Annotated in this window: 17 protein-coding genes; 8 read left to right on the top strand and 9 right to left on the bottom strand. The window is 69.7% G+C overall.

Annotated elements, in window-relative coordinates; translation table 11 throughout:
- Positions 1 to 9: 9 nt before the first annotated feature.
- The 3 genes from rsmH to QSJ34_RS06500 form a co-directional block, all read right to left on the bottom strand.
- Positions 10 to 1056 carry a 16S rRNA (cytosine(1402)-N(4))-methyltransferase RsmH gene (rsmH, locus tag QSJ34_RS06510; RefSeq protein WP_285571978.1) on the bottom strand — a complete coding sequence of 349 codons (1047 nt, stop codon included), beginning with the start codon at positions 1054 to 1056 and terminating at the stop codon, positions 10 to 12.
- Between the two features lie 23 nt (positions 1057 to 1079).
- Positions 1080 to 4760, bottom strand: a complete 3681-nt coding sequence (locus QSJ34_RS06505) for an ATP-binding protein (protein ID WP_285573576.1) — start codon at positions 4758 to 4760, stop codon at positions 1080 to 1082.
- Positions 4761 to 4898: 138 nt separating this feature from the next.
- Complete coding sequence (locus QSJ34_RS06500) at positions 4899 to 6851, bottom strand: TonB-dependent receptor plug domain-containing protein (RefSeq protein WP_285571976.1); 1953 nt, start codon at positions 6849 to 6851, stop codon at positions 4899 to 4901.
- Between the two features lie 142 nt (positions 6852 to 6993).
- Between QSJ34_RS06500 and tsaA the strand changes: the two genes are divergently transcribed.
- The 3 genes from tsaA to QSJ34_RS06485 all read left to right on the top strand — a co-directional run bounded on the left by tsaA (position 6994) and on the right by QSJ34_RS06485 (position 8998).
- Positions 6994 to 7548, top strand: coding sequence for a tRNA (N6-threonylcarbamoyladenosine(37)-N6)-methyltransferase TrmO (tsaA, locus tag QSJ34_RS06495; protein ID WP_285571974.1), 555 nt, complete (start codon positions 6994 to 6996; stop codon positions 7546 to 7548).
- A 78-nt stretch (positions 7549 to 7626) separates the two neighbouring features.
- On the top strand, positions 7627 to 8193 hold the full coding sequence (locus QSJ34_RS06490; protein WP_285571971.1) for a hypothetical protein: 567 nt from the start codon (positions 7627 to 7629) through the stop codon (positions 8191 to 8193).
- A gap of 34 nt (positions 8194 to 8227) precedes the next feature.
- On the top strand, positions 8228 to 8998 hold the full coding sequence (locus QSJ34_RS06485; protein WP_285571968.1) for a class I SAM-dependent methyltransferase: 771 nt from the start codon (positions 8228 to 8230) through the stop codon (positions 8996 to 8998).
- A 6-nt stretch (positions 8999 to 9004) separates the two neighbouring features.
- On the opposite strand, the gene QSJ34_RS06480 is transcribed toward QSJ34_RS06485, so the two are convergent.
- On the bottom strand, positions 9005 to 9874 hold the full coding sequence (locus QSJ34_RS06480; RefSeq protein WP_285571965.1) for an aldo/keto reductase: 870 nt from the start codon (positions 9872 to 9874) through the stop codon (positions 9005 to 9007).
- Between the two features lie 169 nt (positions 9875 to 10043).
- Here QSJ34_RS06480 and QSJ34_RS06475 point away from each other — a divergent pair, with 169 nt between their 5' ends.
- Positions 10044 to 10244, top strand: a complete 201-nt coding sequence (locus QSJ34_RS06475; RefSeq protein ID WP_285571962.1) for a hypothetical protein — start codon at positions 10044 to 10046, stop codon at positions 10242 to 10244.
- 115 nt (positions 10245 to 10359) lie between these two features.
- Entirely contained in the window at positions 10360 to 11040 is a 681-nt protein-coding gene (locus QSJ34_RS06470; RefSeq protein ID WP_285571959.1) for a hypothetical protein, read from the top strand.
- Positions 11041 to 11053: 13 nt separating this feature from the next.
- Here QSJ34_RS06470 and QSJ34_RS06465 read toward each other — a convergent pair whose 3' ends face one another.
- The 4 genes from QSJ34_RS06465 to dinB all read right to left on the bottom strand — a co-directional run bounded on the left by QSJ34_RS06465 (position 11054) and on the right by dinB (position 21135).
- Entirely contained in the window at positions 11054 to 13048 is a 1995-nt protein-coding gene (locus QSJ34_RS06465; protein WP_285571956.1) for an ATP-dependent DNA helicase, read from the bottom strand.
- A complete protein-coding gene (locus QSJ34_RS06460; RefSeq protein ID WP_285571953.1) occupies positions 13041 to 16421 on the bottom strand; it encodes a UvrD-helicase domain-containing protein in 3381 nt (1126 codons plus the stop codon). The genes QSJ34_RS06465 and QSJ34_RS06460 overlap by 8 nt, the downstream gene beginning before the upstream one ends.
- Positions 16418 to 19885, bottom strand: coding sequence for an exodeoxyribonuclease V subunit gamma (locus QSJ34_RS06455; RefSeq protein ID WP_285571950.1), 3468 nt, complete (start codon positions 19883 to 19885; stop codon positions 16418 to 16420). Before QSJ34_RS06455 ends, QSJ34_RS06460 begins: the two co-directional genes overlap by 4 nt.
- A 71-nt stretch (positions 19886 to 19956) precedes the next feature.
- Positions 19957 to 21135, bottom strand: a complete 1179-nt coding sequence (gene dinB / locus QSJ34_RS06450; protein WP_285571944.1) for a DNA polymerase IV — start codon at positions 21133 to 21135, stop codon at positions 19957 to 19959.
- 191 nt (positions 21136 to 21326) lie between these two features.
- Here dinB and QSJ34_RS06445 point away from each other — a divergent pair, with 191 nt between their 5' ends.
- The 3 genes from QSJ34_RS06445 (at position 21327) to QSJ34_RS06435 (ending at position 23611) form a co-directional block, all read left to right on the top strand.
- Positions 21327 to 22547: a hypothetical protein gene (locus QSJ34_RS06445; protein WP_285571942.1), complete on the top strand. Its 1221-nt coding sequence runs from the start codon at positions 21327 to 21329 to the stop codon at positions 22545 to 22547.
- A 37-nt stretch (positions 22548 to 22584) separates the two neighbouring features.
- Complete coding sequence (locus tag QSJ34_RS06440; protein ID WP_285571939.1) at positions 22585 to 23154, top strand: peptidylprolyl isomerase; 570 nt, start codon at positions 22585 to 22587, stop codon at positions 23152 to 23154.
- Positions 23155 to 23269: 115 nt separating this feature from the next.
- Positions 23270 to 23611, top strand: a complete 342-nt coding sequence (locus QSJ34_RS06435) for a hypothetical protein (RefSeq protein WP_285571936.1) — start codon at positions 23270 to 23272, stop codon at positions 23609 to 23611.
- 19 nt (positions 23612 to 23630) lie between these two features.
- On the opposite strand, the gene QSJ34_RS06430 is transcribed toward QSJ34_RS06435, so the two are convergent.
- Positions 23631 to 24788 carry a DUF4382 domain-containing protein gene (locus tag QSJ34_RS06430; RefSeq protein ID WP_285571933.1) on the bottom strand — a complete coding sequence of 386 codons (1158 nt, stop codon included), beginning with the start codon at positions 24786 to 24788 and terminating at the stop codon, positions 23631 to 23633.
- Between the last annotated feature and the right edge of the window lie 104 nt (positions 24789 to 24892).

Here is a 24892-nt window from a genome sequence, read left to right as displayed (position 1 = left end):
TTCGCTGACCTAGGCGCGCCTGGCCCAGCGCAGCTTGGCGCTGGTGGAACGCGGGTTGGCGCGGCGCTCCTCCGGCGAGGCGCGGATGGGCTCGGGGGCGACCTCGGCGTAGAGGCCCGCGCGAAGGCCCTCCAGGAAGGCCTTCTTCACGCGGCGGTCCTCGCCGGAATGGAAGGTGAGGATGGCCACGCGGCCACCCGGCTTCAGGCAGTCCGGCAGCAGGGCGAGGAACTGGTCCAGCACGGTGAACTCGTCGTTCACGGCGATGCGCAGGGCCTGGAAGGTGCGCTGGAGGGCCTTCTTCGTTTCGTCGTCGCGCTCGCTCTCGTGCCAGAGGCCGTGCAGGGCCGCGCGCACCTCCCGGGCGAGGTCGCGCGTGGTGCGGATGGGACGGTCGGCAAGGTAGCAGAGCTGATGCGCGATCGCCGCCGCATTGGGCTCGTCGGCGTTTTCGACGAGCAGATCCGCGAGGCTCTGTTCATCGAGGCTGGCCAGCAGGTCCGCGGCGGAGCGTCCGCGCTGGGGGTTCAGGCGCAGATCCAGCGGGCCTTCGGCCTTCCAGGTGAAGCCTCGCGCCGGGTTGTCGATCTGCATGGAGGAGACGCCCAGATCCGCCAGCACCACGTCGAAGCCGCCGGATTCGGCCCTCAGGCGCGGCAGCCCCGCGAAGTTCATGCGGCGCACGATGAGCACCTCCTCGCCGAAACCGAGGCCCCGCAGGCGGGCCTCGGTGCGGGGCAGCTCGAGGGGATCCACGTCCACGCCGAAGAGCCGTCCGCCGGGCAGCAGGCGGGGCAGGAGCTCGCGGGTGTGACCGCCGTAGCCCAGGGTGGCGTCGAGGGCCACTTCGCCGGGCCTGGGATCGAGCACCTCGAGGATCTCGGCGACGCAGATGGAGCGGTGCGTACCCGCGGGCGTGTGGCCCCGGGCCTTCACCTTCTCCAGCTCGTCCGCGTGCTGTTCGGGCGAAAGCTCCTTGTACTTCTGCTCGAAGCGGCGCGGGTGGGTGCCCTTGTAGCGCACGCGGCGCTGGCGCGGAGGATCGTCTTGGCTCATGACTGAATCCTACCCTTCAGGACTCAGAGTGTGGGCAGCAGGTGGGCGGCAAGGGCCTGCAGATCCTCGCGTCGGTGCAACTGCCGCGCCTGGGGCAGGCCCGACAGGCCCGAATCCGGCGCAGGGAGGAGGGCCACCAGGGGAAGCATGGAGAGTTCGGGCAGGCGGTGGATCTGATCCAGCAGGTGGATGCTTTCAGAAGCGTCGCTCAGGTCCACCAGCAGCAGATCCTTCGCCGTGGCACGCAGGGATTCCATGGCGGCCCGGGTTTCCTCGAAGGTCTCGAGCCCCCAGCCCTTCGCGTGGGCGAGGATGCTCAAGGTGCGGCGGAGCTCCGGGTCGCGCGTCAGGAGCAGGGCCTCTCCGCCCCGGGCTTCGAAGTGGCTGGCGAGGGTGGTTTCGAAGGGGGCGGTCAGCAGTTGGGGCAGCGGGATCACGAGGCCCTTCGTCCCATCCTCGTTGAGGTGGGCCAGCAGCACCGAAGGGTGGCCGCACTTCGCCTCTTGCTGCAGCTGGCGGAGCCGGGGCCCGCCCTCGTCCTGGGCCAGGCGGAGCCCGACGATGACGACGGCAGGGTGGATCTGCTGCACCAGCCGGATCCCCTCGTCCCACCCCTTCGCCGTGCCCACCCAGTAGCCTTCGCGGCCCAGCATCCTTGCGAGGAAGTCGCGGTGCAGCGTATCGGATTCGAGGACGACGGCTTTGGGCCGGTCCCCTTCCAGGGCGCTGAATTCGGCGGGCTCGGCGACGGGGACATGGACCTTGGGGATCGTGAGCCGGAAGGCCGTGCCCTGGCCGATCTCGCTGGAAACGGTCAGGGTGCCGCCGAGGAGCTTGGTGAGTTCGACGCTGATGACCAGGCCCAGCCCGGTGCCCCCGTACTGGCGCTCGATGGAGTCATCGGCCTGCACGAACTTCTGGAAGATCCGGCCGAGTTGGGCGGGGGTCATGCCGATGCCGGTGTCGGTGACCTCGAAGACGATGCCTTGCTCGGCCTCGCTCACCTCCAGGCTCAGACGGCCGTCCTTGGTGAACTTGTTGGCGTTGCTGAGCAGGTTGAAGAGGATCTGGCGCAGCTTGGTGGGGTCGGCCTCGAGGCTTTCGGGGGCGCGCTCTACCTGCAGCTGGAGCTGGTTGCCCCGGGCGTCCACGAGCGGCTTCAGGGTGCTGTGGATCTCGGCGAGGAAGGGCTCCAGGGCGATGCATTCGATCTGGACGCGGGCCCGACCGGCTTCGATCCGTGCCAGGTCCAGCAGATCGTTGATGAGGGTGAGCAGGTGCTTGCCCGCGGCGGCGACCCGGCCCAGGTCCCGCACGGCCTTGGCCTGGCCGGCCTCCCGGGCCGATTCCTGCAACAGTTCCGTGTAGAGCAGGATGGCGCTCAGGGGGGTGCGCAGCTCGTGGCTCATGTTGGCGAGGAACCCGCTCTTCGAGCGGTTGGCGAGATCGGCCTGCTCCTTGGCCAGCAGCAGCTGGGTGCCGATCCGGGCCACCTCGTCACCCCGCTCGGCCACCATGCGCTCGAGCATGCGATTGCGCTGGCGCAGCTGGGCCACCCAGATGCGGATGGCCGTGGCGGCGAGGGCGAGGAGCCCCAGCCAGGCCGCGGCTCGCGCCCAGAGGGTCTGCCACCAGGCGGGGGCCACGCGGAAAGCCAGGCTGGTGACGGGGCTCTGCAGGCCTTCGGGCAGGACGCTGCGCACCTCAAGCTGGTAGGTGCCGGGTCCCAGGCCGCGCAGGGCGAGGCGGGACTCGTCCAGGGACTCCCAGGCGCTGTTCAGGCCCAGGATCCGCACCTGGTGGCGGATGCGGGCCTGGAGACCGAAATGCAGGCACTGGAAACGGAACTCCAGGGTGCCGGGCCGGGAGGGCAGTTCCAGCGTTCCCTCTTCGGCCGCCAGGGATCGCCCCTGCAGCCGGATCGACGTGATCAGGGGGGCCGGAAGGGCCGACACCGGGCGTTCGCGGGAACCCTGGAACAGGGCGAGGCCGCCGGCCGTGCCCACCCAGGTGTCCCCGTTGGGCTCGGGCAGGATGGCCAGGGCGTTGCAGTCGTTGCTGGGCAGGCCCTCGCCCTTGGTCCAGCGCGTGGTCTGGCCCGTGCCCAGCTCCATCCGCATGACGCCTTCGCTGGTGCCGGCCCACAGGTGCCCGGTGCCATCCACCTCCATGGCGAAGAGCAGGTAGGGCCCCAGCGAGGGCGGCAGGGTCACCCGCCCCGAAGGCGAGAAGCCATCGCCTGCGGGCTTGAACCTCAGGATGTCGTGGGAATCGTTGTTGCCGAGGAAGAGCTCGCCGTCGCGGGAGAAGGTGAGGTACTGGGGCGACCACTCCGCCGGGCGCGACAGCACGAGCCGGGCCTGGGCGCCCTCGAGGCGGTAGAGCCCGCCCGGGGCCGTGAGGTAGACCCGTCCGTCCGGCGCCTTGCGCATGTAGCTCACGGCCGTGATGGGGGACCCTCCGAGCAGCACGGGGGACCAGCGCCAGTCCCGGCCCTCCGCATGACCGTAGTAGGCCCACCCGGGCACTGGCCAGCGGGGAAAAACCCAGGCCTCGCGGGCAGTGCGCCCGGGGATCACACCCCGGAACTGGGCCGGTTCGGGGGTCGGCAGCCGGAAGGTCTCCACCGCGAGGCTCTCTGGATCGACGCGGTGCACGCAGTCCCGCGGGTCGCCGGTGGCCCAGATCCCGCCTTCGGGATCCTCCTGCACCGAGAGGATCTGACGCCCGGGCAGGAGCACCTTCCAGCCCCCGGGAACGCCCAGGCAAAGCCCCTTGCCGCCGCCGACCCAGAGGCGCCCGCGGCGATCCCGGATCATGCCCCAGGCGCCGGGCGCGGGCAGGCCTTCGCGCTCATCGAAGATCCGCCACAGGCCCTCGCCCAGGGTGCGCTGGACGCTGTAGGCCCCCAGCCAGAGCACGCCTTCGCGGTCCATCAGCGCGGCGCCCACGCCGGGGGCCGCCTGGAAGACCTGGAGGGTGTGGCTTTCGAGGACCTCGCCCTTGACCCACCAGGCGTGGGCGTGGGCGTGGAGCACGATGCCGCCGCCGACGCCCGCGTTCAGCCGGGTGGGCAGGCCGAAGGTGAAGCGGGCGCGCTGATCGACCCAGACCGTGCTGCCTGGGGCCTGGCGCCAGAGGCCGCGCTGGCTCAGCAGCCAGAAGTAGCCTTCGGCATCCTCCGCGGCCTGGAGGAGGCTGTCGCCGGGCTGGAGGCGGGGCAGGGACATGTCCCGTTCATCCAGGATGCGTCGGATCCCGTGGGCGCTCAGAGCCCAGGTTCCGCCCCGCGCCGGGGCCCAGAGGAGGTCCAGCAGGGGCGTTTCGCCCAGGCCCGGGATCGGTTCGAACCGGCTGCCGTCCGCGCTGCGGTAGCCCCGGTTCTCGCAGATGACGAAGATGCCTTCGGGGCAGGCCAGCACCCGGCGGTAGGCCCCGCCCTCAGGCAGGCCCTGGGCGGGTCCCAGGGTCTGGAAATGGGCCCGATGGCGCAGGGCCAGGGCATGATCCGAGGCCACCCACAGATCGCCCTTCCCATCCACGGCGAGATCCAGCACGGTGCCGCCCGGCGCGGGATCGACGAGTTCGAAACGCGTGCCATCGGTGCGGAACAGGCCCGACCAGGTGCCCGCCCAAACAAGGCCGTCGCCGCTTTGGGCCAGGCAGTTCACCAGCGGGTTGGCCAGTCCTTCTTCGAGGCCCATGACGTGCACGGGCCGGCGTCCAGACCCCTGGGCGAGCAACCCCAGGCTTCCCGGGAGAAACAAGGCCAGTACCCATGCGCTCGCGCGTGTCATTGGAAGAGTATCGGCTACGAGTCGACTTCATCCAAGAACTGGAGCCTAGAAAACGAAGCCCGCGCTGAGGGTGAAGGAGCGCCCCGAGGAGAGGGGGATGAGGGTGTTCACGGCCTTGTTGGGATAGTCGGGATAGGTGATCCCCGAGCCGAACAGGTTGTCGCCATCCAGCGTGATCTTCACGGCGTTCTTCTCCTGGAGCCAGGTGGTCCAGGTGAGGCGGGCCGTGAGCCAGTGGGTGGCCCCGGCGGGCCGGTTCACGACGGCGCTGCCCGGGTTCACGAGGGTGGTGGAATGGGCGGCGGAGCTGTAGGCGTCGAAGAGTCCCGCGCTCCAGGTCTCGCCCTGGTAGATGCCGCCGAGCTTGACCATGGTGTTCGGATGCAGCGCGGCGTCCTTGAGCCCGGCGGGGTTCTCGTTGGTCTGGTAGCTGGCCGAGCCGGTGATCAGCAGGCCGTGGGAGAGGCTCAGCTTCCCCTCGAGCTCCACCCCGTGGTACTTCCAGGCATCGCCGTTGAAGTACTTGAGATAGATCGGAGGCAGGCCCGGAGGCGGCGTGCTGAAGGGCACCACGCGGCGGATGATGGTGTCTTCCGTCCGACTGGAGTAGAACGTGAGCGTGGCCCCGCCGGTCTTCCCCTGGTAGAAGAGCTGGGCCTCGGTGGTGGCGATGAGTTCGGGTTTGAGCTCCAGGTTGCCGCGGAAGAGGGGATGGTTGAAGCCCGTCTCGAGCGGGTAGCCCTTCCTGAAAGCGGTGCTGTAGAGGACCTTCCCGCCCAGCTCCGGCGTGAAGTCGGCCACCACGCCCAGCCGGGGCGAGGCCTTCCCGGCGAGGCCTTCCAGCTTGTTGTACTGGAGGCCGCCGATGAGCTTCACGGCTTGGATTTGGTAGTCCATTTGCGTGTAGAGGAAGTTGGAGGTCTGGTTGCCGAGGACCAGCAGGCCCGTGCCGTTCCAACTGGCCCGTTCGCCGCCGCCGCCGAAGACGACGTTGAAGCCCTCGAAGGGCCGGACCTGCAGCGTGCCCTCGTACAGCAGGGCGCCGGCGGTGGTTTCCACGGGGTTGGTGACGGGCTCGGTGGACCACTCGGTGCGGTTGTAGGTGAGGTTCCCGCCCAGGGTGATCTGATCGTTCAGTTCTTTGGTGTAGCCGAGGTCCGCTTGGGTGAGGATCTGCCGCTGAAGGTTGGCGGGATCCCAGGCTTCGGAACCGCCGTTCAGGGAGTAGGACTGGAAGGAGCCCCGGTAGGCGTTCAGGGTGAGGCCGCGGTAGGCCAGGTTGGTGACGAGCCCCGAGGTGCGTCGGTCAAAGGCGTGGTGGTTGTCGACCCCGTTGTAGTCGGTGAAGGCGAAGTCGGGCCCCTTGTCGCCGAACTGGGAGAAGGAGACGAGGCCCTGGAACTCGCCTTCGCGGATCAGCACCTGGTCCTGCTGACCCAGGCCTCCGTAGGTGTCGCCCCCCACGGTGACCGAGCCGCTGAGTCCGCTGTCCTTGGCCGTCTTGGTGGCGATGTTGACGACCGCGGAATAGGCGCAGGAACCGTAGAGCACCGAGCCCGGGCCGCGGATGATCTCCAGGTGATCGAGCGAAGCCAGGGGGAAAGCGTTCCAGATGGAGCCGTTCAGGCCGCCGGAGACGGGGTCGCGCAGCGGCCTTCCGTTGAGCAGCACGAGGATGTGGTTGTTGTAGGGCGTGTTCTCCTGGCCGCGCACGACGACGCTCTGGCCCACGAAGATATCCGGCGAGAGGAAGGCCGCTCCGACCACGCGGCTCATGACCTCGCCCAGGTTCTTGGCGGCGAATCCCTCCAGCTCGGCCTTGCTGATGACGGTGACGACGCCGGGCGCCTGGGCGACGGATTCGGCCTTCTTCGAGGCCACGCTGACGGGCGTGTTCAGGAGGTTGAGCAGCTCCTGATCGAGCTTCTGCTGATCCTGTTCCTGGGCGCTTCCGGGCAACCCGAGCACCAGGAGCAGGGTGGTGCGTGCGAGCTTCATGCGTGGCTCCCCATGGGAAGGGTCCCATGTCCAGTTACGTGCGCCACTGTCCTCTGATGGACCACTGCCAAAACCTCGTCGGATCTTGCCGGGTACATCGGGCCGGCGGGGGCGAACTCAAATTCCGGCGTGCCGAGGCACCATGACGCCGGGCGCGCCCCGGGGCTACCCTTCAGGCATGGATGCCTTCACCTATCGCCCCATCGGCTTCGTGCGCACGCCCTACGCGCGGCGCATCGACGCACCCCACCAGCCCACCGTGGTGGCGGGCACGGAAACGGGGGCCCCGGCCGAGGCCACCCTGGAGCTGGACGCCTCCCTGCCCGAAACGGTGCTGCGGGATCTGGCGGGCTTCGAGCGCGTTTGGCTCATCTTCGCCTTTCACCTGAGCGAGGGCTGGGCACCGCTCGTGCAGCCTCCCCGGGGGCCAAAGGCCAAGCGGGGCGTGCTGGCCACCCGCTCGCCCCACCGCCCCAACGCCATTGGCCTTTCGGCGGTGGAGCTGCTGGCCGTCGAGGGCCGCACCCTGCGCCTGCGGGGCGTGGACTTGCTGGATGGCACGCCGGTGCTGGATCTCAAGCCCTACGTGCCCTACGCGGACGCCTTCCCCGGCGCCCGCGCGGGCTGGATCGATGCCATCGACGCGGCCACGGGGGCCCATTCGGCACCGGGCCCAAAGAAACCCCGCCGTTCCTGAACCCCTTGACCGGTCTGACGGGGCAGGCCACCCTACCAGCGCCCCCCTCAACCTAAGTTCTGATCACCAGGAGTCGTCATGGTCACGGTTTCCCTCGCCCACCTCTGGCTTCCCATCCTCCTTTCGGCGGTCTGCGTGTTCGTGGCCAGCAGCCTCGTCCACATGGTGCTGAAGTGGCATGCCTCGGAGTATCGGCCCCTGCCGAACGAAGACGAGGTTCGCGCCGCCGTCCGCAAGGGCAACCTGAGGCCCGGCCAGTACGTGATGCCGCACTGCGCCGACATGAAGGACATGGGCAAGCCCGAGGTGCAGGAGAAGTACAAGGAAGGCCCCGTGGGATTCCTCGTGGTCCTGCCCAACGGCGCGCCCGCCATGGGTGGCGCGCTGGCCAAGTGGTTCCTCTACACGGTGCTGGTGGCCTTCGTGGCCGCCTACCTGGCCGGCCGCACCCTGGCGCCGGGCACCCACTACCTGCAGGTGTTCCGCGTCGTCGGGGCCTTCTCCTTCGTGGCCTACGGCTTCGGCAGCATCCCCATGGGCATCTGGATGGGCAAGCCCTGGAGCAGCGTGATCAAGGATCTCGCCGACGCCCTCATCTACGGCCTGCTCAGCGCCGGGGTGTTCGGCTGGCTGTGGCCGAGGTAGGCGAGCGGCGGGCGGGCCGGGGTAGACTCCAGCCATGAGCATGGACGCCCCGGACTCCTACGCGCGATTGGCCTACCGCGGCCTCATCGCCTGGCCCGAGCGGCTGCAGCGGGAGGCGCCCCTGTTCCAGCGGGTGCTAGGGGCCGCACCCTCGAAGCGCGTGCTCGACCTGGGCTGTGGCAGCGGCGATCACACGCGCTTCCTGAAGGCCCTGGGCTTCGATGTCACGGGCGTGGACCTTTCGGAGTCGCAGGTGGAGGCGGCCCGCGCCGCGGATCCCGAAGGCCGCTACGTCCAGGCCGGGCTCACCGAGCTATCGGGGAAAGTCGAAGCGGGGCAGGGCGGCGCCTACTGCGTGGGCAACACCCTGCCGCACTTGACGGAGGCGGATGAGGTCCGCGCCTTCTTCGCGGGCCTGGCGGCCTGCTTGGTTCCGGGCGCGCCCTTCCTCCTCCAGCTGCTCAACTACGACCGCATCCTCGAGCGGGGCGAGCGGACCTTCCCGGTGGTGCTGCGTCCCGGCGAGGCCGAGGGCGAGGACACGGTCTTCCTCCGCCTCATGACCCATCACGGCGGCGGGCGCCTCACCTTCACGCCGGCCAACCTGCGCTACCGCCCCGGAAAGGAACCCTGCCTCGAGGTGGTCGCGGCCCAGGAGGTTCCCCTCCGGGGATGGCGCCGGGCCGAGGTGGAAGGGATGCTCGACGCCGCCGGATTCACGGTGCGCGAAAGCCTGGGCACCATGACCGGCGAGGCCTGGAGCGCCACCTCCTCGGATCTCGTGCTGGTGGCGGAGCGCCGCTAGGCCGTTTCAGGGGACCTTGTGCCCCACGGCCGCTTCGAGGAGTTCGAACCAGGCCTGGAGGTCCAGGCTGAGGTTCTGCGCCTCGGCCAGCAGGCGGATGCGATCCAGCTTGCCCGAACCGAGCACCGGGTGGATGTGGGCCGGATGGCGCAGCAGCCAGGCGATGGCCAGCTGTTCGGGCGTGGCGTTCAGCTCCTGGCCCAGACGCGCCAGCGCGCGTCCCAGGGGCGAATCCGGCTCGCGGCTTAGGCGGCCCCCGCCCAGGGGGGACCAGGCCTGGGGCTGGAAACGCAGCCGCTGGGCCTGGTCCAGGCTGCCGTCGAAGAGGGGCGCGGTGTGCAGCAGCGAAACTTCCAGCTGGTTGGTGACCAGGGGCTGGTTGAGGCGGCTCTGGAGCAGCTCGAACTGGTGGGGCAGGAAGTTGGACACGCCGAAGGCTGCGACCTTGCCTTCGCGCCGGAGCTGGGCGAAGGCCTCGGCCACGTCGTCGGCATCCATCAGGGGGTCGGGGCGGTGGATCAGCAGCAGGTCGAGCCGCTCGAGGCCCAGGTCGGCCAGCGAGTGCTCGACCGAGGCCACGATGTGGGCCCGGCTCGTGTTGTAGTGCTGCACCCGGTGGAGGGGCCGGTTCGGCTTGACGAGGGCGATGCCGCACTTGGAGATCACCTTGATGCGCGCCCGCAGGCCGGGCGAGGCGTCCAGCGCCGCCCCGAACATGGCCTCGCATTCATAGCCCTGGTAGATGTCCGCCAGGTCGAAGGTATCGATACCGAGGTCGAGGCAGCCCTCCACCAGGCGAGCGATGCCGGCCGGGTCCAGCCCCCAGGCGCCGATGCGCCAGGCCCCCAGGATCAGGCGGGAAAAACCATCGCTCATCGTCGTCTCCTGCTGGATCTGGTCCATCCAGGATACCTGCGAGAGGAGGCGGGAGGCCTGGCCGATCCTGCTTGTCTGTCGCAACAAAAAACCTCATGCCCCCCGGCTCCCAGGCCGATACTGAGAAGGTGGCCGGCGATCCCGCCATCCACATGCTTGTGGAGGCTCCATGAATCCCGTTTCAGGAGCCCGAGGTGTGAGTACGCCTCCGGCCCCCGTCATCAAGCCCCCAGCCGCCAAGCCCGAGGTCCAGGAATCGGCACAGGTCGAGCGCACCGAAGCCCAGCGCGGGACGCAGGAAGCCGGGGAAACCCAGGCCGCTCCGCCCGCCAATCCTTCCGTGGGGACTCGCCTCAACGTCACGGCCTGAATCCGGGCCTGCTCCAACCACTAACCCCTTTGCCGAGCCCCGCACCGAGAGGATGTGGGGCTTTTGCGTGTCCGAATCGCTGGATCAGGCCGCCGGCTGGATGCTCCAATGACGGATGCAACACGCGACGATGGCGAGTCGGATCTGGGGACCTTGGGCGGGCGGATCGGCCCTGCCCTACGTCTATCTGGCGGCCATGGCGCTCATGCTCTGGCTGCTGAACCAGGCCCGGCGGTCCTTCTGGTTGTGCGCCCTGCTCGCCTGGCCCGGCACGGTCTGTCACGAGGCCTGCCACTGGCTGGTGGGCCGGTTGCTGAACGGGCAGCCGGTCCATTTCACCGTGCTTCCCCGCCGCGAAGGCCGCGGCTTCGTGCTGGGCTCGGTGGCCCTGCGGAACCTGCGCTGGTACAACGCCTTCTTCGTGGGCCTGGCGCCCCTGATCCTGCTTCCGCTGGCCTACGGCCTGCTGCTCTGGCGCCTCGGCCGGCAGCCCGCCTTCGGCTGGGCCGAGGCGTGCATCGTGTTCCTCCTGGCGAACCTCGTCTTCGCGTCCGTTCCCTCCTGGCAGGATCTGCGCGTCGCGGCCCGCTCGCCCGTCGGCTGGCTGCTCCTGGCCGGCGCCCTCGGCTGGGGCTGGATGCGGTACGGGGCACCGGCCCTGGACCCATCTCATTCCAAGCATTCGACCCCGAAGGAGACGAGCCGCGCTCCGGGCGCAAACGGTCAAAGGATCACAGCGGATCCTCCCTTTTCATTCGCGCCCATTCGCGTCATTCGCGGTTCCCTTCCTTCCTGAGTCGACCGGAAGATCAGGTCAGCGCTTCTCCCAGTCCTGAGCGCCGCGCCACGCTACGCCCGCAGGCCGCGTCCACCGCATCTGGCGCGCCGAGCAGCAGCACCTCCTCCTTGGCGCGGGTGAGGGCCGTGTAGAGCACTTCGCGGGTGAGGGCCGGATGTTCGGCGGGAGGCAGGACGAGGGCCAGGGCCTTGAACTCGGAGCCCTGGGACTTGTGGACGGTCATGGCGTAGGCGTGATCGAGGCCGTCCTGGATGGAGGGCAGGGGGAAGGCCGCGAGGCCCTCGCCGCGGGGGAACAGCACCTCCAGGTGGGGCGTCCCGTTGCCGCGCCTGACGGGCATCACCAGGCCCTGGTCGCCGTTGAAGAGCCCGCGGCGCGGATCGTTGGCGCGCACCGCCACGGGTTCGCCCGCGAGGAAGCGCGGCTGCCACTCCAGCGTGTCGGCCGCCGCCTCCAGCGCGAGGGCGTGCAGGTGCTGGTTCATCGGATCCACACCGACGAGGTCCGCCCCCTCGTTCACAGGGCAGAGCAGGCGGAAGCCGTCGAAATGCGCCAGCAGGGCCCGGGCCCGCGCCAGATCCACCTCGGCCCAGCCCCCGGGGCCGAGCGCGAGGGGGCTCAGGACGCGGGCGCGCCAGGCCGCGGAGCCCTCGCCGTTCCAGATCCGCGCCTGCATCCAGTGCTCCAGGAAAGCGGCCATCCATCGGCGCTTCGGTGCCTGGGGCTCCACCAGCCACACGCCGCCCGAGGCTTCGTTCAGGGCCCCGCGACGGAGGCCGTCCTCGCCCCACAGCTCCGCATTCCTGGCGGGATCCTGGATGCGTTCCGCCTGCAGGAGGATGTGGCGCCCTTTCGGGTTGCGGGGATCCATGCGGTAGCTTTCGCGCAGGGTGACGGTGGCTTCGGGCAGGCCCGCCACCAGCTCGCGGAAGGCCGCGCCGGCATCCACCGAAGGCAGCTGGTGGGCGTCGCCCAGCAGCACGAGCTTCGCCTCAGGGGCGAGGGCCTCCAGCAGGCCTTCGAGGAGTTCGAGGCCGATCATCGAAGCCTCGTCCACGAGCACGAGGTCGGCGGGAAGCGGGTTGTCCGGGCCATGACGGAAGCCGCCCAGATCCGGGTGGTAGCCCAGGGCCCGGTGGAGGGTCATGGGCTCGGGGGCATTCTCGCGCAGCGCCAGGTCCAGGGCGTCGGGCGCGTGGAGGCCAGCCAGGCCCAGGCGGAGGGCCTCGCCCATGCGCTGGGCGGCCTTGCCCGTGGGCGCCGCGAGAAGGATGCGATCGAGGGCGATGGGCTGGGTCTGGCGTTGTATTGCCCGCAGCAGGGCGACGACGATGGAGGTCTTCCCCGTGCCCGGCCGCCCGGTGATGAGGCTGAGGGGCGCGTTCAGGGCCAGCGCGACGGCGCGGGCCTGTTCGGCGTTGAGGCGCACCGGATCCTCGATCACGCGCTCGCAGGGCGCTTCGCTGAGGCGCGTCGCGGAGAGCCGCGCCTTCACCGCGCGTGCGACGCGGGTTTCCGCGGCGCGCAGGCGCTGGGAGGACAGCCAGCGGCCTGCCGTGAACGAGGGGAGACCGCCCAGACGCTTTGCGTCCTCTGCGTCCCCCCTCGTGCTCCCCCACGCGGCGCCTGAGCCAAGCCCAGGCGCCGCGTCTGTGCGGATCAAGGGGCGATCCTGAAGCCCGATGAGAGAAGCCATGGCGGGGCCGTCGAGGGCCGCGCGCAGCGGCTCCCAGGGCCCCATGGCGCGGGCCAGGGGCTCGGGCCAGGCGGGATGATCCAGGTCCACGCGGCTGTGCCCTTCGCCTTCGGAGGTGAGCACGCCGAGCAGGATCCAGAAGGCGGCTTCTTCGGCTTCCGGCGCCAGGCGCGCGAGGCGGTGCGCCAGGGCGGCGAGGGCGGGATCGAGGCCGAGATCGCCGAGCACCTCGCGGGCCTGCTCTAGCCGCTCCTGCCAGGGGCGGGGGCCGAAGCAGCCGACGGGCGGGATCCAGCGGGGTTCAGGCATGGATCACCTCCACCTGGATCACCTTCGCGTGGACCTGCGCCAGGTTGCGCTTCCACCCCTGCACTTCGGCCCAGGTGGGCCGATGGAACCAGGTGCCCTTCCCGGGCAGGCCTCGAAGAAAGACGTAGAGGATGCCGCCGAAGCGGGCCGCGTAGGCGGCCTCGTCGCGGATGTCGAGGAAGGCGAGGCAGGCCAGGAGGTAGACCTGGGCCTGCAGGAGGTAGTGCCGCGACACCGTGTCCTGCAGCGTTTCCGGTTCGTAATCGGGCAGCAGGTTGCTCTTCCAATCCAGCAGGTAGACGCGGCCGTTGAGCTCGCAGAGCACGTCGATGGAACCCTTGAGCAGATCCTTGGCTTCGGGATGGGATTCGGCGTCGAGGAAGCGCGAAAAGAAATCCACCTCGCGCAGCAGGCGCTCCGCCTGGGACACGACCAGCGAACCCCCATCGGGCAGGGGCAGCTCCGAAGCCAGGCCCGCATGGACCACCTCGGCCACCCGCGGGGCGAGGTGGCGCGGCAGGCCGTGAAGGTCCAGCACCTCGCGGAGCTTGGTCTGCACCTCGGGGCGCTGGGACCAGGCGGCGAGCGGGCCCAGGGTGGCGGTGTCGACCCATTCCAGTAGCTCGTGCAGGGCCTGGCCCGTGGGCGTGCCCTTGGGCAGGTCGCCGGGCGAAGGCCGCAGACCGGGCTGGTCCTGATCGCCCCGCAGCGGGGCCTCGGCGGCCTCCAGGCGACTTTGGAGGGCTGTGAAGGACGTGGTCACGAAGGGCCGCGCGGACCGCGCCAGGGCCGCGTGATCGAGAGCCGCTTGCGCGGGGACGGCGGGCAGGACGAGGTCGTCGGGCAGCAGGGGCGCGGTCTCGCCCGGGTCGGCGCCGTCCAGCATCGAGACAGGCTCCCAGGCGAAGAGATCCTCCCGTTCGCCCTGCATCTCCACCAGGCGGCGGTTCAGCGCGTCGTAGGCGCAGCGGAGTTCCTTCAGGTCGCCCTTGCTGGTGCGCTGGGTGAAGGCGCAGAGGATCAGCTTGGCCTGGGCGCGGGTCAGACCGACGTAGAGCAGGCGCTCGTGCTCTTCGCGCGCCTCCTGCTTGGCCTTCGCCTCGATGGCCGCGGAGGTGGCACCCAGGCTGAGGCAGCGCTCGCCATCCCGATGGAAACGCTTCGGGCCCGTGGCGCGACCCTGGCCGAAGGCGAAGAGCGCGACGATGGGGGCCTCCAGGCCCTTGGCCGCGTGCAGGGTGAGCACCTGGACGGCGTTCCGGTCGCCCTCCAGGCGCTGCAGGTCCGCTTCTTCCGCGGAAGGTTTTTCCGCGCCGCGGCGCCAGCGTTGCAGCTGCCGGATGAGGTCTTCCAGGCGCATGCGGCGCCGGATGCTGAGGTCGGTGAGCGTTTCGGCGATGTGGCGGAAGTTCACGAGGGCGCGGTAGCCCGCTTCGGTGAGCAGCAGGCGGCGCGCGAGGCCGCTCTCTTCGAGCATGAGGTCGAGCAGGTCGCCGAAGCGCTGCTGCTGGGCGAGGGCGCCCCAGCGCAGCAGGCGCTGCAGGGCCGGATGCTCCTCGCTCATCGAAGGCAGGGCCTGCAGATCCTCCAGGTCGTAGCCGAAGAAGGCGCTGAGGAAGGCGCGCAGCTGCAGGGAACGATTGCGGGGATCCGCCACGGCCCGCAGCGCGTCCAGCCATTCCTCGGCCTCGCGGGTCTGGAACAAACCCTTCTGCTTGTAGAAGGCACAGGGGATGCCCTCGGCCCGGAGGGCCTTGGCCACCAGCTCGCCTTCGGAGGACTTGCCCACGAGGATCTGCACGTCGCCGTAGCCCAGAATCCTTTCCTGCCCGGGTTCTCCGAAGCGGATGTCGGAGGCTATGAGCGCGCGGACGCGCCGCGCCAGCTGCCGGGCCAGGCCCTTCCAGAGCCGCTGTCCGCCTTCCGAGCTGTCGAGCACCAGCACGTCCACGGGGCGGATGGGACAATCATTGTCCAAGGCCTGCAGATCCGGCCGGCCGCAGCCCACGGGATGGGGGTAGAGGGCCGCGTCACCGAAGAAACTGCCGGGCCCGTTCCCGCTGAGGATGTGGTTGTAGGCCGCGATGACCTGGGGGGTGGAGCGGAAATTCTGTTCGAGCCGTTTCGGCTCGGCGCCGCCGAGCAGCTCGCGGCAGGCCTGCTGGTAGGTGGGCAGGTCCCCGCCGCGAAATCCATAGATGGCCTGCTTGGGATCGCCAATGATCACGAGGCGGCGGTCCTCGCGGAGGAAGATCCGGCGGAAGACCTTCCACTGCAGCGGGTCCGTGTCCTGGAATTCGTCCACCAGGGCGATGTCGTAGCGCTGCCGCAGCCGCTGGGCGAGGGCTTCTCCGTCCGGCGCGTCGAGGGCCTCCACCACGCCGTGGATCATGCCCTGGAAGGTGAAGAGGCCTTCGGCTTGTTCCATGCGCCGCTGCGTCGCGCGGACCTCGCGCAGGAAGACGTGGGCCTGGAGGGCCTCGGGGCTGAGGCGCGACGAGCCCGCCCGGGCCAGCCAGGCCGACAGGGGACCGCACTTCCCGGCCACCTCATCCAGCCCGTCCATGGCCTTCCACAGAGAATCGAGGTTGGAGGTTTCGAAGGCCCTGGCGCGCTGCAGGTCGCTGGTGGCCTCCTGCAGGGCCTGGCGAAGGCGCTCGAGCCCGCGTCGGGCCGCGCCGATGGTGTTCCCGTTGACCTTCGCGACCTTCCAGGCGGCGGCGAGGGCTTCTTCTTCGGCGAACCAGCTCGGATCCAGATCCCCGATCCAGGCCTGCCAGGCCTCCAGGTGCGGCAGCAGTTCGCCGCCGTCCGCATGGACGCTCCAGAGATCCTCCTCCAGCCCTTCCATGGTGTGCCCGGCGGCGAGAGAGGCCGCGAGCATGGCCCGCTGGTCGGGATCCTGCGTGAAGACCCGGCTCAGGGCCTCGCGGAAGGCGCGGCCGAAGAGGGTGCGCTCGTCGATCAGCTCGCGGTCGAAGAGGGTGCGGCCTTCCAGGGCGGCCTCCTGGAGCACCTGGCGGCAGAAGCCGTGGATGGTGGAGACGGGCGCGCGTTCGAAGCCGCGCAGGGCCGTCGCCAGACGCTCGCGTGCCGCGTCGTCCACGATCCAGAAGGGGCCCGTCTCGTCGTCCCGGGTCTGATCGTGGACTTCTTGCAGGTAGCCGCGGATGCGCGTGCGCAGCTCCTGGGTGGCCTTGTCGGTGAAGGTGACGACGAGGATGCGGTCGATGGAGGATTCGCCGCGCAGGATCAGGTCGGCGACCAGGCGCTGCAGGGTGAAGGTCTTGCCGGTGCCCGCGCTAGCCTCGACGACCTCGTGCGCGGCGCGCAGATCGTCCAGGAGGGCGGGCTTGCTTACGCGCACGCTCACATCGCCTCCCAGGCGGACTGCAGCTCGAGGAAGGCGCCCAGGCGCTGGCGGCCCCGTCCAAGATCGTCGGCGGGCAGATCCTTCACGCGGGGCACGGGGCCGCGGAAGCTGCTGAGGCCGGGGCGGTCCGGATCCTCGGTCTGGTCCTGGATCCAGGCCTGCAGGTCGGGGATCTCCTTGGCGCCCAACAGGGCCTCGATGGGCAGGAGCCCGGGGGTGCCGCCGTGGAGGATCTCGCGGCACCAGGTTTCAATCTGAGCCCTGGCGTCTTCCGGCGCGAGGGCGGGCAGGGGCAGCCTCCAGGCGCTGTTGGAGCCGTCCTTTGGCGCGCAGTGCAGCCGCGCGGCGCGGGGTACGGCCTCACCCTGCGCGCAGAGGATCAGGTGCGAAAGCCAGGCGCGCAGGGCGGCCATCTTCCCCCGCTCCTTGGGGCCCGTCTTCGTGCTGTCACCGGTGGAGAGCAGAAGGAAGGTATCTTCGAGCAGGGGTTCGCTGAGGCCTTCGAGGTGCACGTCCGTGGCGCCCTGGGGGTGGTCGAGGTGGAGGACGAGGGCGGGCTGATCCTGGATCGGGATCCCTCGGGTTTCGCGGGGCTGACCCGAGCCGAAGCGATGCAGGACGACGCCGGACGTGTCGCCCGCCAGGGCCTCCCAGCGGTACAGGAGGGCCAGGTGGCGCTGGCTTTCACCTTCCCCCAGGGCGCCGATGGGGGCCTTGGCGCGAGCCTCGGCCTCCTCACGCAGCCGAGTGTAGATGGATTCGATATCGGCCCGCGTCGCTGCGTGGCGCCAGAAAGTCCCATGGAGCAGGTTCCACTGCGCCAGACCCTCGGAGTCGACGGGGAAGTCCTCCCGCTCGGCGGTGTCGTCCGCCTCGGCGACCTTCACGCCGAGGCGCAGTGCCACGCCGCCCTGGACGGGGCATTCCAGCCATCGGCGCAGCTCCTGGAGCGTGATGCGCAGGCGGCTGGGCGGGCGCGGCTCGGTTTCCATGAGCGGCCCGCAGCCGTCGAGGCGCTGCTCCAGGGCGGCACGCAGGGCGGGCCCGCCACCCATGGACGCGACGCGCCGGGGCAGGTCGCGCTGGCCGATCTGCCGACGAAGGTGGAGGCCCAGCCAGCGGGCCTCGGCCTCGGCGCGGGCCGCGGGGATGTGGCGGGACAGCACGGCTGGCGTCTCCGCCACCGCGCGTTGCGGATCCAGATCCGGAAACAGAGACAGGTCGTGCCGGTGCAGGGGCTGTTCGTGACCGGCCACCTGGCGCCACAGCTCGGGGCCTAGGGCTTCCTGCAGGTCCAGCAGCAGCGGCGAGGGCGCGCAGGCATCCCCCGTGGTGGCTGTGCGGCTGGGATAGGTGCAGACCAGGTGCTGACGCGCGCAGAGCAGGGCCTCCAGAAAAAGCTGACGCTCCTGCTCGGGGCGCGACACGTCGCCCTCCCGCCGTGGGCTGGAAGCCACGAGGTCGAGGGGATCGGGCCGCTCGGTGCCGGGGAAGAGGCCTTCGCCGAGGCCCATGAGGAACAGCGCCTTGAAGGGAATGGCGCGCAGCGGGGTGTAGCAGCTCACCTGCACGCCTCGCCCTGGTGGCAGGGCGTTGTCGGAGAGCAGGCTTTCCATGGCGGACTTCAGGAGGGGGCGCGCGGCCTGGAAATCCAGCTCCACGGCCGCGAGGCCTTCCACCTGGGCCTGACTGAAGGTCTGCAGGGCGGCGCGGACCTTCTGGAAGGCTTCGGCCTCGGGTTCCGAAGCCTCCTCCGGATCGGGGCCCAGGTAGGTGCGCAGAAAGAGATCCACCCGCGCCTGCCACGCCTTCAGTGTGAAGCGGCCCTGGGCGAGCCCCCGCAGATCCTCCGCCAGCGGACCGAGCAGGGCCAGCAGGGCGGGCGATTCGGGGCGGCCCACGGGACGGCCCATGTGAAGGCCCATGTGAAGACCGTTGGATCCGAGGGCTTCGACGGGCGCGTCGTCCTTCATGAAGCGCCCGAGCGCCAGCCGCGTCAGGCCTTCGTTCCAGGTCCAGCGTCCGCCCTCCAGGTAGGTGCCTTCGGTTTCAGAGGCATCCAGCCTGGCCACGATACCGGCTTGATCGCAGAGGGGCCCCCAGATTTCCGGAGCGACGCCCAGGCGCGCCTCGATGAAGGGATGGCTGACGGCCTGCAGCAGTCCGGCCCGCGTGAGCTCGCCCCCGGCCAGGTCGAGCAGCAGGCCGCAGGCCTCCACGAGTTCGCGCAGCATCCGAGAAGCGCCAAAGGCCCGCGCCCAGGGGATGTGGTGGGCATCGCGGAAGGCCGCCCCCAGGTGCGCTTCGTAGGCTTCCTGTTGGGAGGCCGGTACGAGCACGCCGATGTCGCCGAAATGGAGGTCGCCCTCGGACTGTTCCACCAGATCCCAGACCAGGTTGGCCACGGTCTCGGCCTCGCGCCGCGGCGAGGGGCAGGGCAGCACCCGCAGGGACGTGTCGTCCTCGAGGCATTCCGCGGAAGGCGCGGCTTCGGGCTTCAGGATCCGCCGCTGCAGGAAGGCCAGCCGCGTGGGGTCTTCGGGAACCTCGAAGCGGCCCACGAAGTCGCCCTGGGCCAGGCCCGCCAGCAGTCTCAGTTGTTCGCGGGCCGGGCGCGCCCAGCGCTGGAGGATCACCTCGCCGCGATCCTGCAGGAGCGAGAAGGGATCCTCTCCTTCGGGCGGCGTGTCGACATCTGTGCTCGGGGCGGGGCGCTGCCGGGGATCCAGATCCCAGGGCTCCTCGCAGGGGTTGACGAGGTAGAGATGCACGGCGCTGCGCGCGCCCACCTTGGCGAGGGCGTGGTGGTAGACGGGCGCCATGTGGCTCATGCCGAAGAGGAAGACGGCCTCGGGGAAGGGCGCCGTCCCGAAGGCGGGATCGTCGATCCAGTCCATGAGGGGCAGGGGCGGTTCGGCCAGACCCTTCCAGACCCGGCGCAGGCGGCGCCAGAGGGCCCGCTGCCAGGCCTCCACCGCGGGCGGCTCCGCACCCCGGGCGCCGAGGCCGCGATCCCAGGCGCGGATCCAATCGGGCCGCTGCAGGAGGAGGCGCTCGTACTGCTGGGCCAGGCGCTGGCCGAGCTGGACGGCCTTGAGATCTTCCGGGGCGCCCTCCAGGTAGCGGACCAGGGGCTGAAGGCTGCTGTCCTGGCGGGTCTCGGGATCCTGGAGGATGGCCAGGATGGAGCCGAAGAGCGTGGCGCGGTCCAGCAATCGCCGCGTGGCGTGCTGCTTCCAGAACCCCTCGAGGTAGCGGAACTGCAGGTTGGCCACGGCGCCGAAGGCTTCGGCGAAGGCGGCCCGCAGGTAATCCTTCACGTTCGGATTGGGCACGACGAGGGTGGCGGGCTTCCAGGCGCCTTCGTCGCCGCGGAACAAGGCCAGGTCCAGCGCCAGCTGGGCCGCGAGACGCTCGACCTGGTTGGCGTAGAAGACGTGGAGTCCTCGGGAGGGGGCGGACATGACTCCACTCTAAAGGAGGCGGATGGACAATGGCTGACGCATGGATGCGATCGGCCTTCTTCGCCCTGAGTTCAGCCCTCCAGGCCCTCGAAGAGACCGGGCTCGGAGACCTGTGCGGGGTCGGGAGCGTGGGCCCGGTACTCGTCGGCCCTGATCAGCGAACCGGCGCGAATGCCCAGGAGGCGCAGCTTGCGGTCGAAGGTGACGCGCTTCAGGCTGCTGCGGGCGGCCTCGAGGAGGGCGGCGCCGTCGGCGACGGGCAGGGCCAGGGCGTGGTCGCGGGTGACGGTGGAGAAATCCTCGAAGCGCAGCTTGATGCCGACGCTGCGGGCCAGGTAGCCCTTGCGGACGAGATCCTGCGCCAGGCGCTCGCAGAGGTCGATGAGGATGCGGGAGAGGATTTCGCGGTCCTGTCGCGCGTGCAGGTCGCGTTCGAAGGTGGTCTCCCGGCTGATGGATTTGGGTTCGCGGAAGATGGTGATGGGACGCTCGTCGTGCCCTTGTGCCACCTCCGAAAGCCAGGCCCCGTACCTCGGCCCGAACTGCGCGTTCAGCAACTCGGGATCAGCCTTTGCCAGATCGCCGATGCGGCGGATGCCGAGCGCCTCCAGTTTCACGGTGGCCTTGGGCCCGATGCCGTTGATGGCCGAGCAGGGCAGGGGCCAGATCCGCGTCGGCACGTCCTCCAGGCCGAGGATGGTGAGGCCGTCGGGTTTCTGCAGTTCGGAGGCCATCTTCGAGAGCAGCTTGTTGGGCGTGATGCCGATGGAACAGGTGAGGCCCGTGGCCTGCTTCACCGCCGCCTTCAGGCGCAGCCCGAGGTCGTGCGAGGCCTCGGGCAGGTCCGTGAGGTCGATGTAGATCTCATCGATGCCGCGGTCTTCGATGGCCGGCGCGATCTCGGCCACGGCGGCCTTGAAGGCCCGGGACACGCGGCCGTAGGCCTCGTGGTGGGTGGGCAGCAGGATGGCCTCCGGCGCCAGCGCGGCGGCCTTCATGAGGCCCATGCCCGAGCGCACGCCGAAGACGCGGGCCTCGTAGGTGGCCGTCGTGACGACGCCGCGGCCCGCGTAGGTCTTCAGCCGCTGATGCCCTTCGGCGCCCGGCGCCGCGCGCCTTCCCCCGATGACGACGGGTAGTCCGCGAAGTTCGGGGTGTTCGAGCAGCTCCACCGAGGCGAAGAAGGCGTCCATGTCCAGGTGCGCGATGCGCCGCGGCGGGCTGGGTGGAAGGGCGGGATCGGAGGACATGACGGTGGCCAGTATGACGAATCAAGGACGGAATCATCTGCCATGACCCGGGGGGACCGTCCGGACCCTGCACGCCCTCTGCGTCCCCCCTCGTGCTCCCCCACCTGATGCCTGGGCCGAGCCCAGGCATCAGGTCCTGGATCCTCGTCACGCCCATCCCGTGTACATTCCAAGGCAAGGAGCCGAACGCCATGTCGCTTTCCAAGTGGGCCATCGACTACGTGAACCTGGTGCTGGCGGTGGGCCGCCACGATGCCAATTTTGTGGACGCCTACTATGGGCCCGCGGATCTGAAGGCGGCCGCCGATGCCGGCGAGCCGCGTCCGCTGGGTGAATTGAAGGCCGAGGCGGGGCGGCTGCTGGCGGGCATCGCGGCGGCGGAGGTGCCGGCGGTGGAAACCGTCCGGCGTGACTACCTGCTCGGTCAGCTCGGCGCCGTGGATGCGCGCCTCGCTCACCTGGCGGGCCACCCCTTCAGCTTCGATGACGAGGCCGAGGCGCTCTACCAGGTCCGTCCCGCCCACGTGCCTGAAACCACCCTGCAGGAGGCCCTGGGGCGGCTGGACGCCATCCTCCAGGGCTCCGGCTCCGTGCAGGACCGCTACCAGCGCCTGCGGGAGCGCATCCTCGTGCCGGTGGATCGCGTGGACGCGGTCTTCCAGGCGGCCATCACGGAGGCCCGCGAGCGCACGCGGCGCCGCGCCACCCTGCCCGACCCCGACCTCTTCCGCGTGGAATACGTGAAGGACAAGCCCTGGTCGGCCTACAACTGGTACCAGGGCGGCGGGAACTCGGTGATCCAGGTGAACCTGGACCTGCCGCTGTCCATCGACCGGGCCCTGGATCTGGCGGCCCACGAAGGCTATCCGGGCCACCACGTCTACAACGCACTGCTGGAACAGCGCTACGCCCAAGGACGAGGCTGGGTGGAATTCACGGTCTACCCGCTGTTCTCGCCCCAGTCCCTCATCGCCGAAGGCACCGCCAACTTCGGCATCGAGGTGGCCTTCCCGGGCCAGGAGCGCCTGGCCTTCGAGCGCGACGTGCTGTTCCCGCTCGCGGGTCTGGATCCCCGTGACGCCGAATCCTGGGCGCGGGTGCAGGCCGAGATGAAGGTGCTGGCCTTCGCCGACAACGAGGCCGCCCGCGGCTACCTGGACGGGCGGCTCGACCGAGCCCAGGCCGAGGCCTTCCTCGTGAAATATTCCCTGCGCACCGAAGCCCAGGCCGCGCAGCGCCTGCGTTTCATCGACGCCTACCGCAGCTACGTCATCAACTACAACCTGGGCGAGCAGCTCGTGCGGGACTGGGTGATCAAGCAGGGCGGCACCGTCGAGAATCCCGCCCGCCGCTGGGAAGTCTTCGTCGATCTCATCTCCAGCCCGCGGCTGCCGAAGGCGCTGGGGCTGTAGGCATCCAAGGCGACACCTCTTTCCTGCCGGAGTCCGCATGATTCCCCGCCTGCTCGGCTTTCTCCTGCTGGCCCTTCCTCTGGCGGCGCAGTCGCGCGTCGCCATCGAGACCGAGCTCGGCACCCTGGAAATTCTGCTGGAGGATGCCAAGGCGCCGCGGACCGTGGCGAACTTCCTGCGCTACGTGGATGCGGGGGCTTACAAGGAGGGGCGCTTCCACCGCACCGTGAGGCCAGACAACCAGCCCCAGAACAAGGTGAAGATCGAGGTGATCCAGGGCGGCGCGGCGCGCGAGGACCGGGACTTCCCGCCCATTCCGCTGGAGCGCACCCGCGACACGGGCCTGAAGCACGTGGACGGTACCCTCTCCATGGCCCGGGACACGCCGGACAGCGCCACCAGCGATTTCTTTATCTGCGTGGGCGACCAGCCGGAGCTGGATTTCGGTGGCCGGCGCAACCCGGATGGGCAGGGCTTCGCGGCCTTCGGGCGCGTGGTGAAGGGGATGGAGGTGGTGCGGAAGATTCAGGCCCGCCCCGCGAAGGCCCAGGCCCTCACGCCGCCGGTGAAGATCCTGGCCGTGCGGCGGCTGCCGGCGGGGTCCTGATCCCATGCTCGAAGGCGGACGCTGAACCAGGCCTCAACCTTCGCCGGGTTCAGCACCTCCAATCATGAGGAGGCCCGGCCTCCCAAGCCCTTGTCTTCTTCTCGGAGTCACAGCCATGAAAGCCGATCGTTCCATGATCCTCATCGCCGCGCTGGGGCTGCTCAGCACGGCCTGCGTGGTGACGCCGCGCGGCCGGGTGGCCGTGATCGCGCCGGTTCCCGTGGTCCGCTACACCTATGTCGAGCGCGAACCCCCGCCGGTGCGCTACGAGCGGGTTTCCGAACCGCCCTCGCGGGACCACTACTGGGTGGCGGGCCACTGGAGCTGGGAGGGCCGCGGCTATGTCTGGGTGCCCGGCTACTATCACGTGAGGCCGCGCCCCAGCGTCGTCTGGGAGGACGGCCACTGGGAACGGCACGAGCGCGGATGGTACTGGATCGAGGGCCACTGGCGCTGAGCGCCCGAAGACCGAAGGCTCAGAGCGTCAGGTTCACGGTGGCCGTCGCCCCGGCGGTGACCGTGGCGGGCTGGACCGTGGAGGACGTGATCGTGGTCGTGCCATCCAGGTTCAAGGTGGCGCGCAGGGCCTGAAGGCTGTACGAACCCGCCGGCAAGGAGGTGAAGCCGTAGGTTTCCGTAGAAGTCCCCGCGGTGGCCATGCCGCTGCGCAGAATGAAGGTGTGGTTGCCGCTGGACGTGCTCAGGGACTGGAAAAGGCGGACCTGATCGCTCTGGCTGCTCGTGGCGAGAGGGGTCAGGTTTCCGGACACGCCTCCGACGGCCGTGTCGGCGGTGAACGCGGCGCTGTAGGTGAAGACCGGCGTCGCGGCGCTCAGCGCAAAGCCGTCGCTGGCCTTGGCGTCGTAGACCGTGAGGGTGGTGGATCCGAGCACGGGCTGGCTGACCACGTAGTAGGTCGAGCCCACGGGCAGAAGATCCAGCGTGTAGGCGCCGGTCGCGTCGGTGGTGGTGGTGCGGGCGAGGAAGGCGTTGCCCGAGCCGTCGAACCCTTCGGCGTAGACCGTCGCGCCGGCCAGGGGCGCGCCTCCGGCCGCATCGGTCAGCACGCCGTGGATGGATCCGGTGACGAGCTTATCGAAGGCCCAGATGGTGGGGCGGAGGATGTACTGGCCCGAGGCACCGGCCATGATGACCTGGATGGAATGGGCGGCGTCGAAGTCGATCCACACATCCTTCGTGGTGCCCGCGGCCACGTCGAAGTTCACGATGAGCTTGATGCCGCTTTCCATGCCCGAGGGCACCTTCAGGGGCTGCACGGTGCCATCCGACAGCTTGACGGTGTTGCCCGAACCGAGGATCAGCCGCATCTGCCCGTACTGGCCCGCGGGCAGGGTGGCACCCGAGATCAGCGTCTCGTCCACGCCGCCCACGAGGTTCAGCAGGTTCACGGTCCTGTTCGGAGTGCCGAGGGTGGTCCAGGTCCCGGCACTGTTGATTTCCACCTTCTGGATGTTGACATTGACCTCCTGGAAGCCCGCGATGGGGCCGTCGACGAGGTGCACGTTCATGGTGGCCGAAGTCCCCATACCGGACGTCCGGCTGCTTCCGGATCCGCCGCAACCGAGGAATAAGGCCAGGCCCAGACCACTGACCAGCGCGAAAGATCGATGCATCCGAAACATATCCACCTCCTTCTCCCCATCCAGGGAATGGGCTTTGAGGCCGTCATCATGGGCTCCTCAAATGAAAAACGCCACGAAATATTTTTATGTAAGAT

The sequence above is a fragment of the Geothrix limicola genome (assembly GCF_030268085.1).
Classification (GTDB): domain Bacteria; phylum Acidobacteriota; class Holophagae; order Holophagales; family Holophagaceae; genus Geothrix; species Geothrix limicola.
Note: the sequence above shows the minus strand (reverse complement) of the source record. Positions and strands in the feature narration are given on the sequence as shown.

Coding starts and splice junctions, on each gene's coding strand:
- QSJ34_RS06430 (WP_285571933.1), bottom strand. CDS start 24,788: ATGCATCGATCTTTCGCGCTGGTCAGTGGTCTGGGCCTGGCCTTATTC.
- rsmH (WP_285571978.1), bottom strand. CDS start 1,056: ATGAGCCAAGACGATCCTCCGCGCCAGCGCCGCGTGCGCTACAAGGGC.
- QSJ34_RS06505 (WP_285573576.1), bottom strand. CDS start 4,760: ATGGGCCTCGAAGAAGGACTGGCCAACCCGCTGGTGAACTGCCTGGCC.
- QSJ34_RS06470 (WP_285571959.1), top strand. CDS start 10,360: ATGCAACACGCGACGATGGCGAGTCGGATCTGGGGACCTTGGGCGGGC.
- QSJ34_RS06445 (WP_285571942.1), top strand. CDS start 21,327: ATGTCGCTTTCCAAGTGGGCCATCGACTACGTGAACCTGGTGCTGGCG.
- QSJ34_RS06475 (WP_285571962.1), top strand. CDS start 10,044: ATGAATCCCGTTTCAGGAGCCCGAGGTGTGAGTACGCCTCCGGCCCCC.
- QSJ34_RS06490 (WP_285571971.1), top strand. CDS start 7,627: ATGGTCACGGTTTCCCTCGCCCACCTCTGGCTTCCCATCCTCCTTTCG.
- dinB (WP_285571944.1), bottom strand. CDS start 21,135: ATGTCCTCCGATCCCGCCCTTCCACCCAGCCCGCCGCGGCGCATCGCG.
- QSJ34_RS06500 (WP_285571976.1), bottom strand. CDS start 6,851: ATGAAGCTCGCACGCACCACCCTGCTCCTGGTGCTCGGGTTGCCCGGA.
- tsaA (WP_285571974.1), top strand. CDS start 6,994: ATGACGCCGGGCGCGCCCCGGGGCTACCCTTCAGGCATGGATGCCTTC.
- QSJ34_RS06435 (WP_285571936.1), top strand. CDS start 23,270: ATGAAAGCCGATCGTTCCATGATCCTCATCGCCGCGCTGGGGCTGCTC.
- QSJ34_RS06455 (WP_285571950.1), bottom strand. CDS start 19,885: ATGTCCGCCCCCTCCCGAGGACTCCACGTCTTCTACGCCAACCAGGTC.
- QSJ34_RS06485 (WP_285571968.1), top strand. CDS start 8,228: ATGAGCATGGACGCCCCGGACTCCTACGCGCGATTGGCCTACCGCGGC.
- QSJ34_RS06480 (WP_285571965.1), bottom strand. CDS start 9,874: ATGAGCGATGGTTTTTCCCGCCTGATCCTGGGGGCCTGGCGCATCGGC.
- QSJ34_RS06440 (WP_285571939.1), top strand. CDS start 22,585: ATGATTCCCCGCCTGCTCGGCTTTCTCCTGCTGGCCCTTCCTCTGGCG.
- QSJ34_RS06465 (WP_285571956.1), bottom strand. CDS start 13,048: ATGCCTGAACCCCGCTGGATCCCGCCCGTCGGCTGCTTCGGCCCCCGC.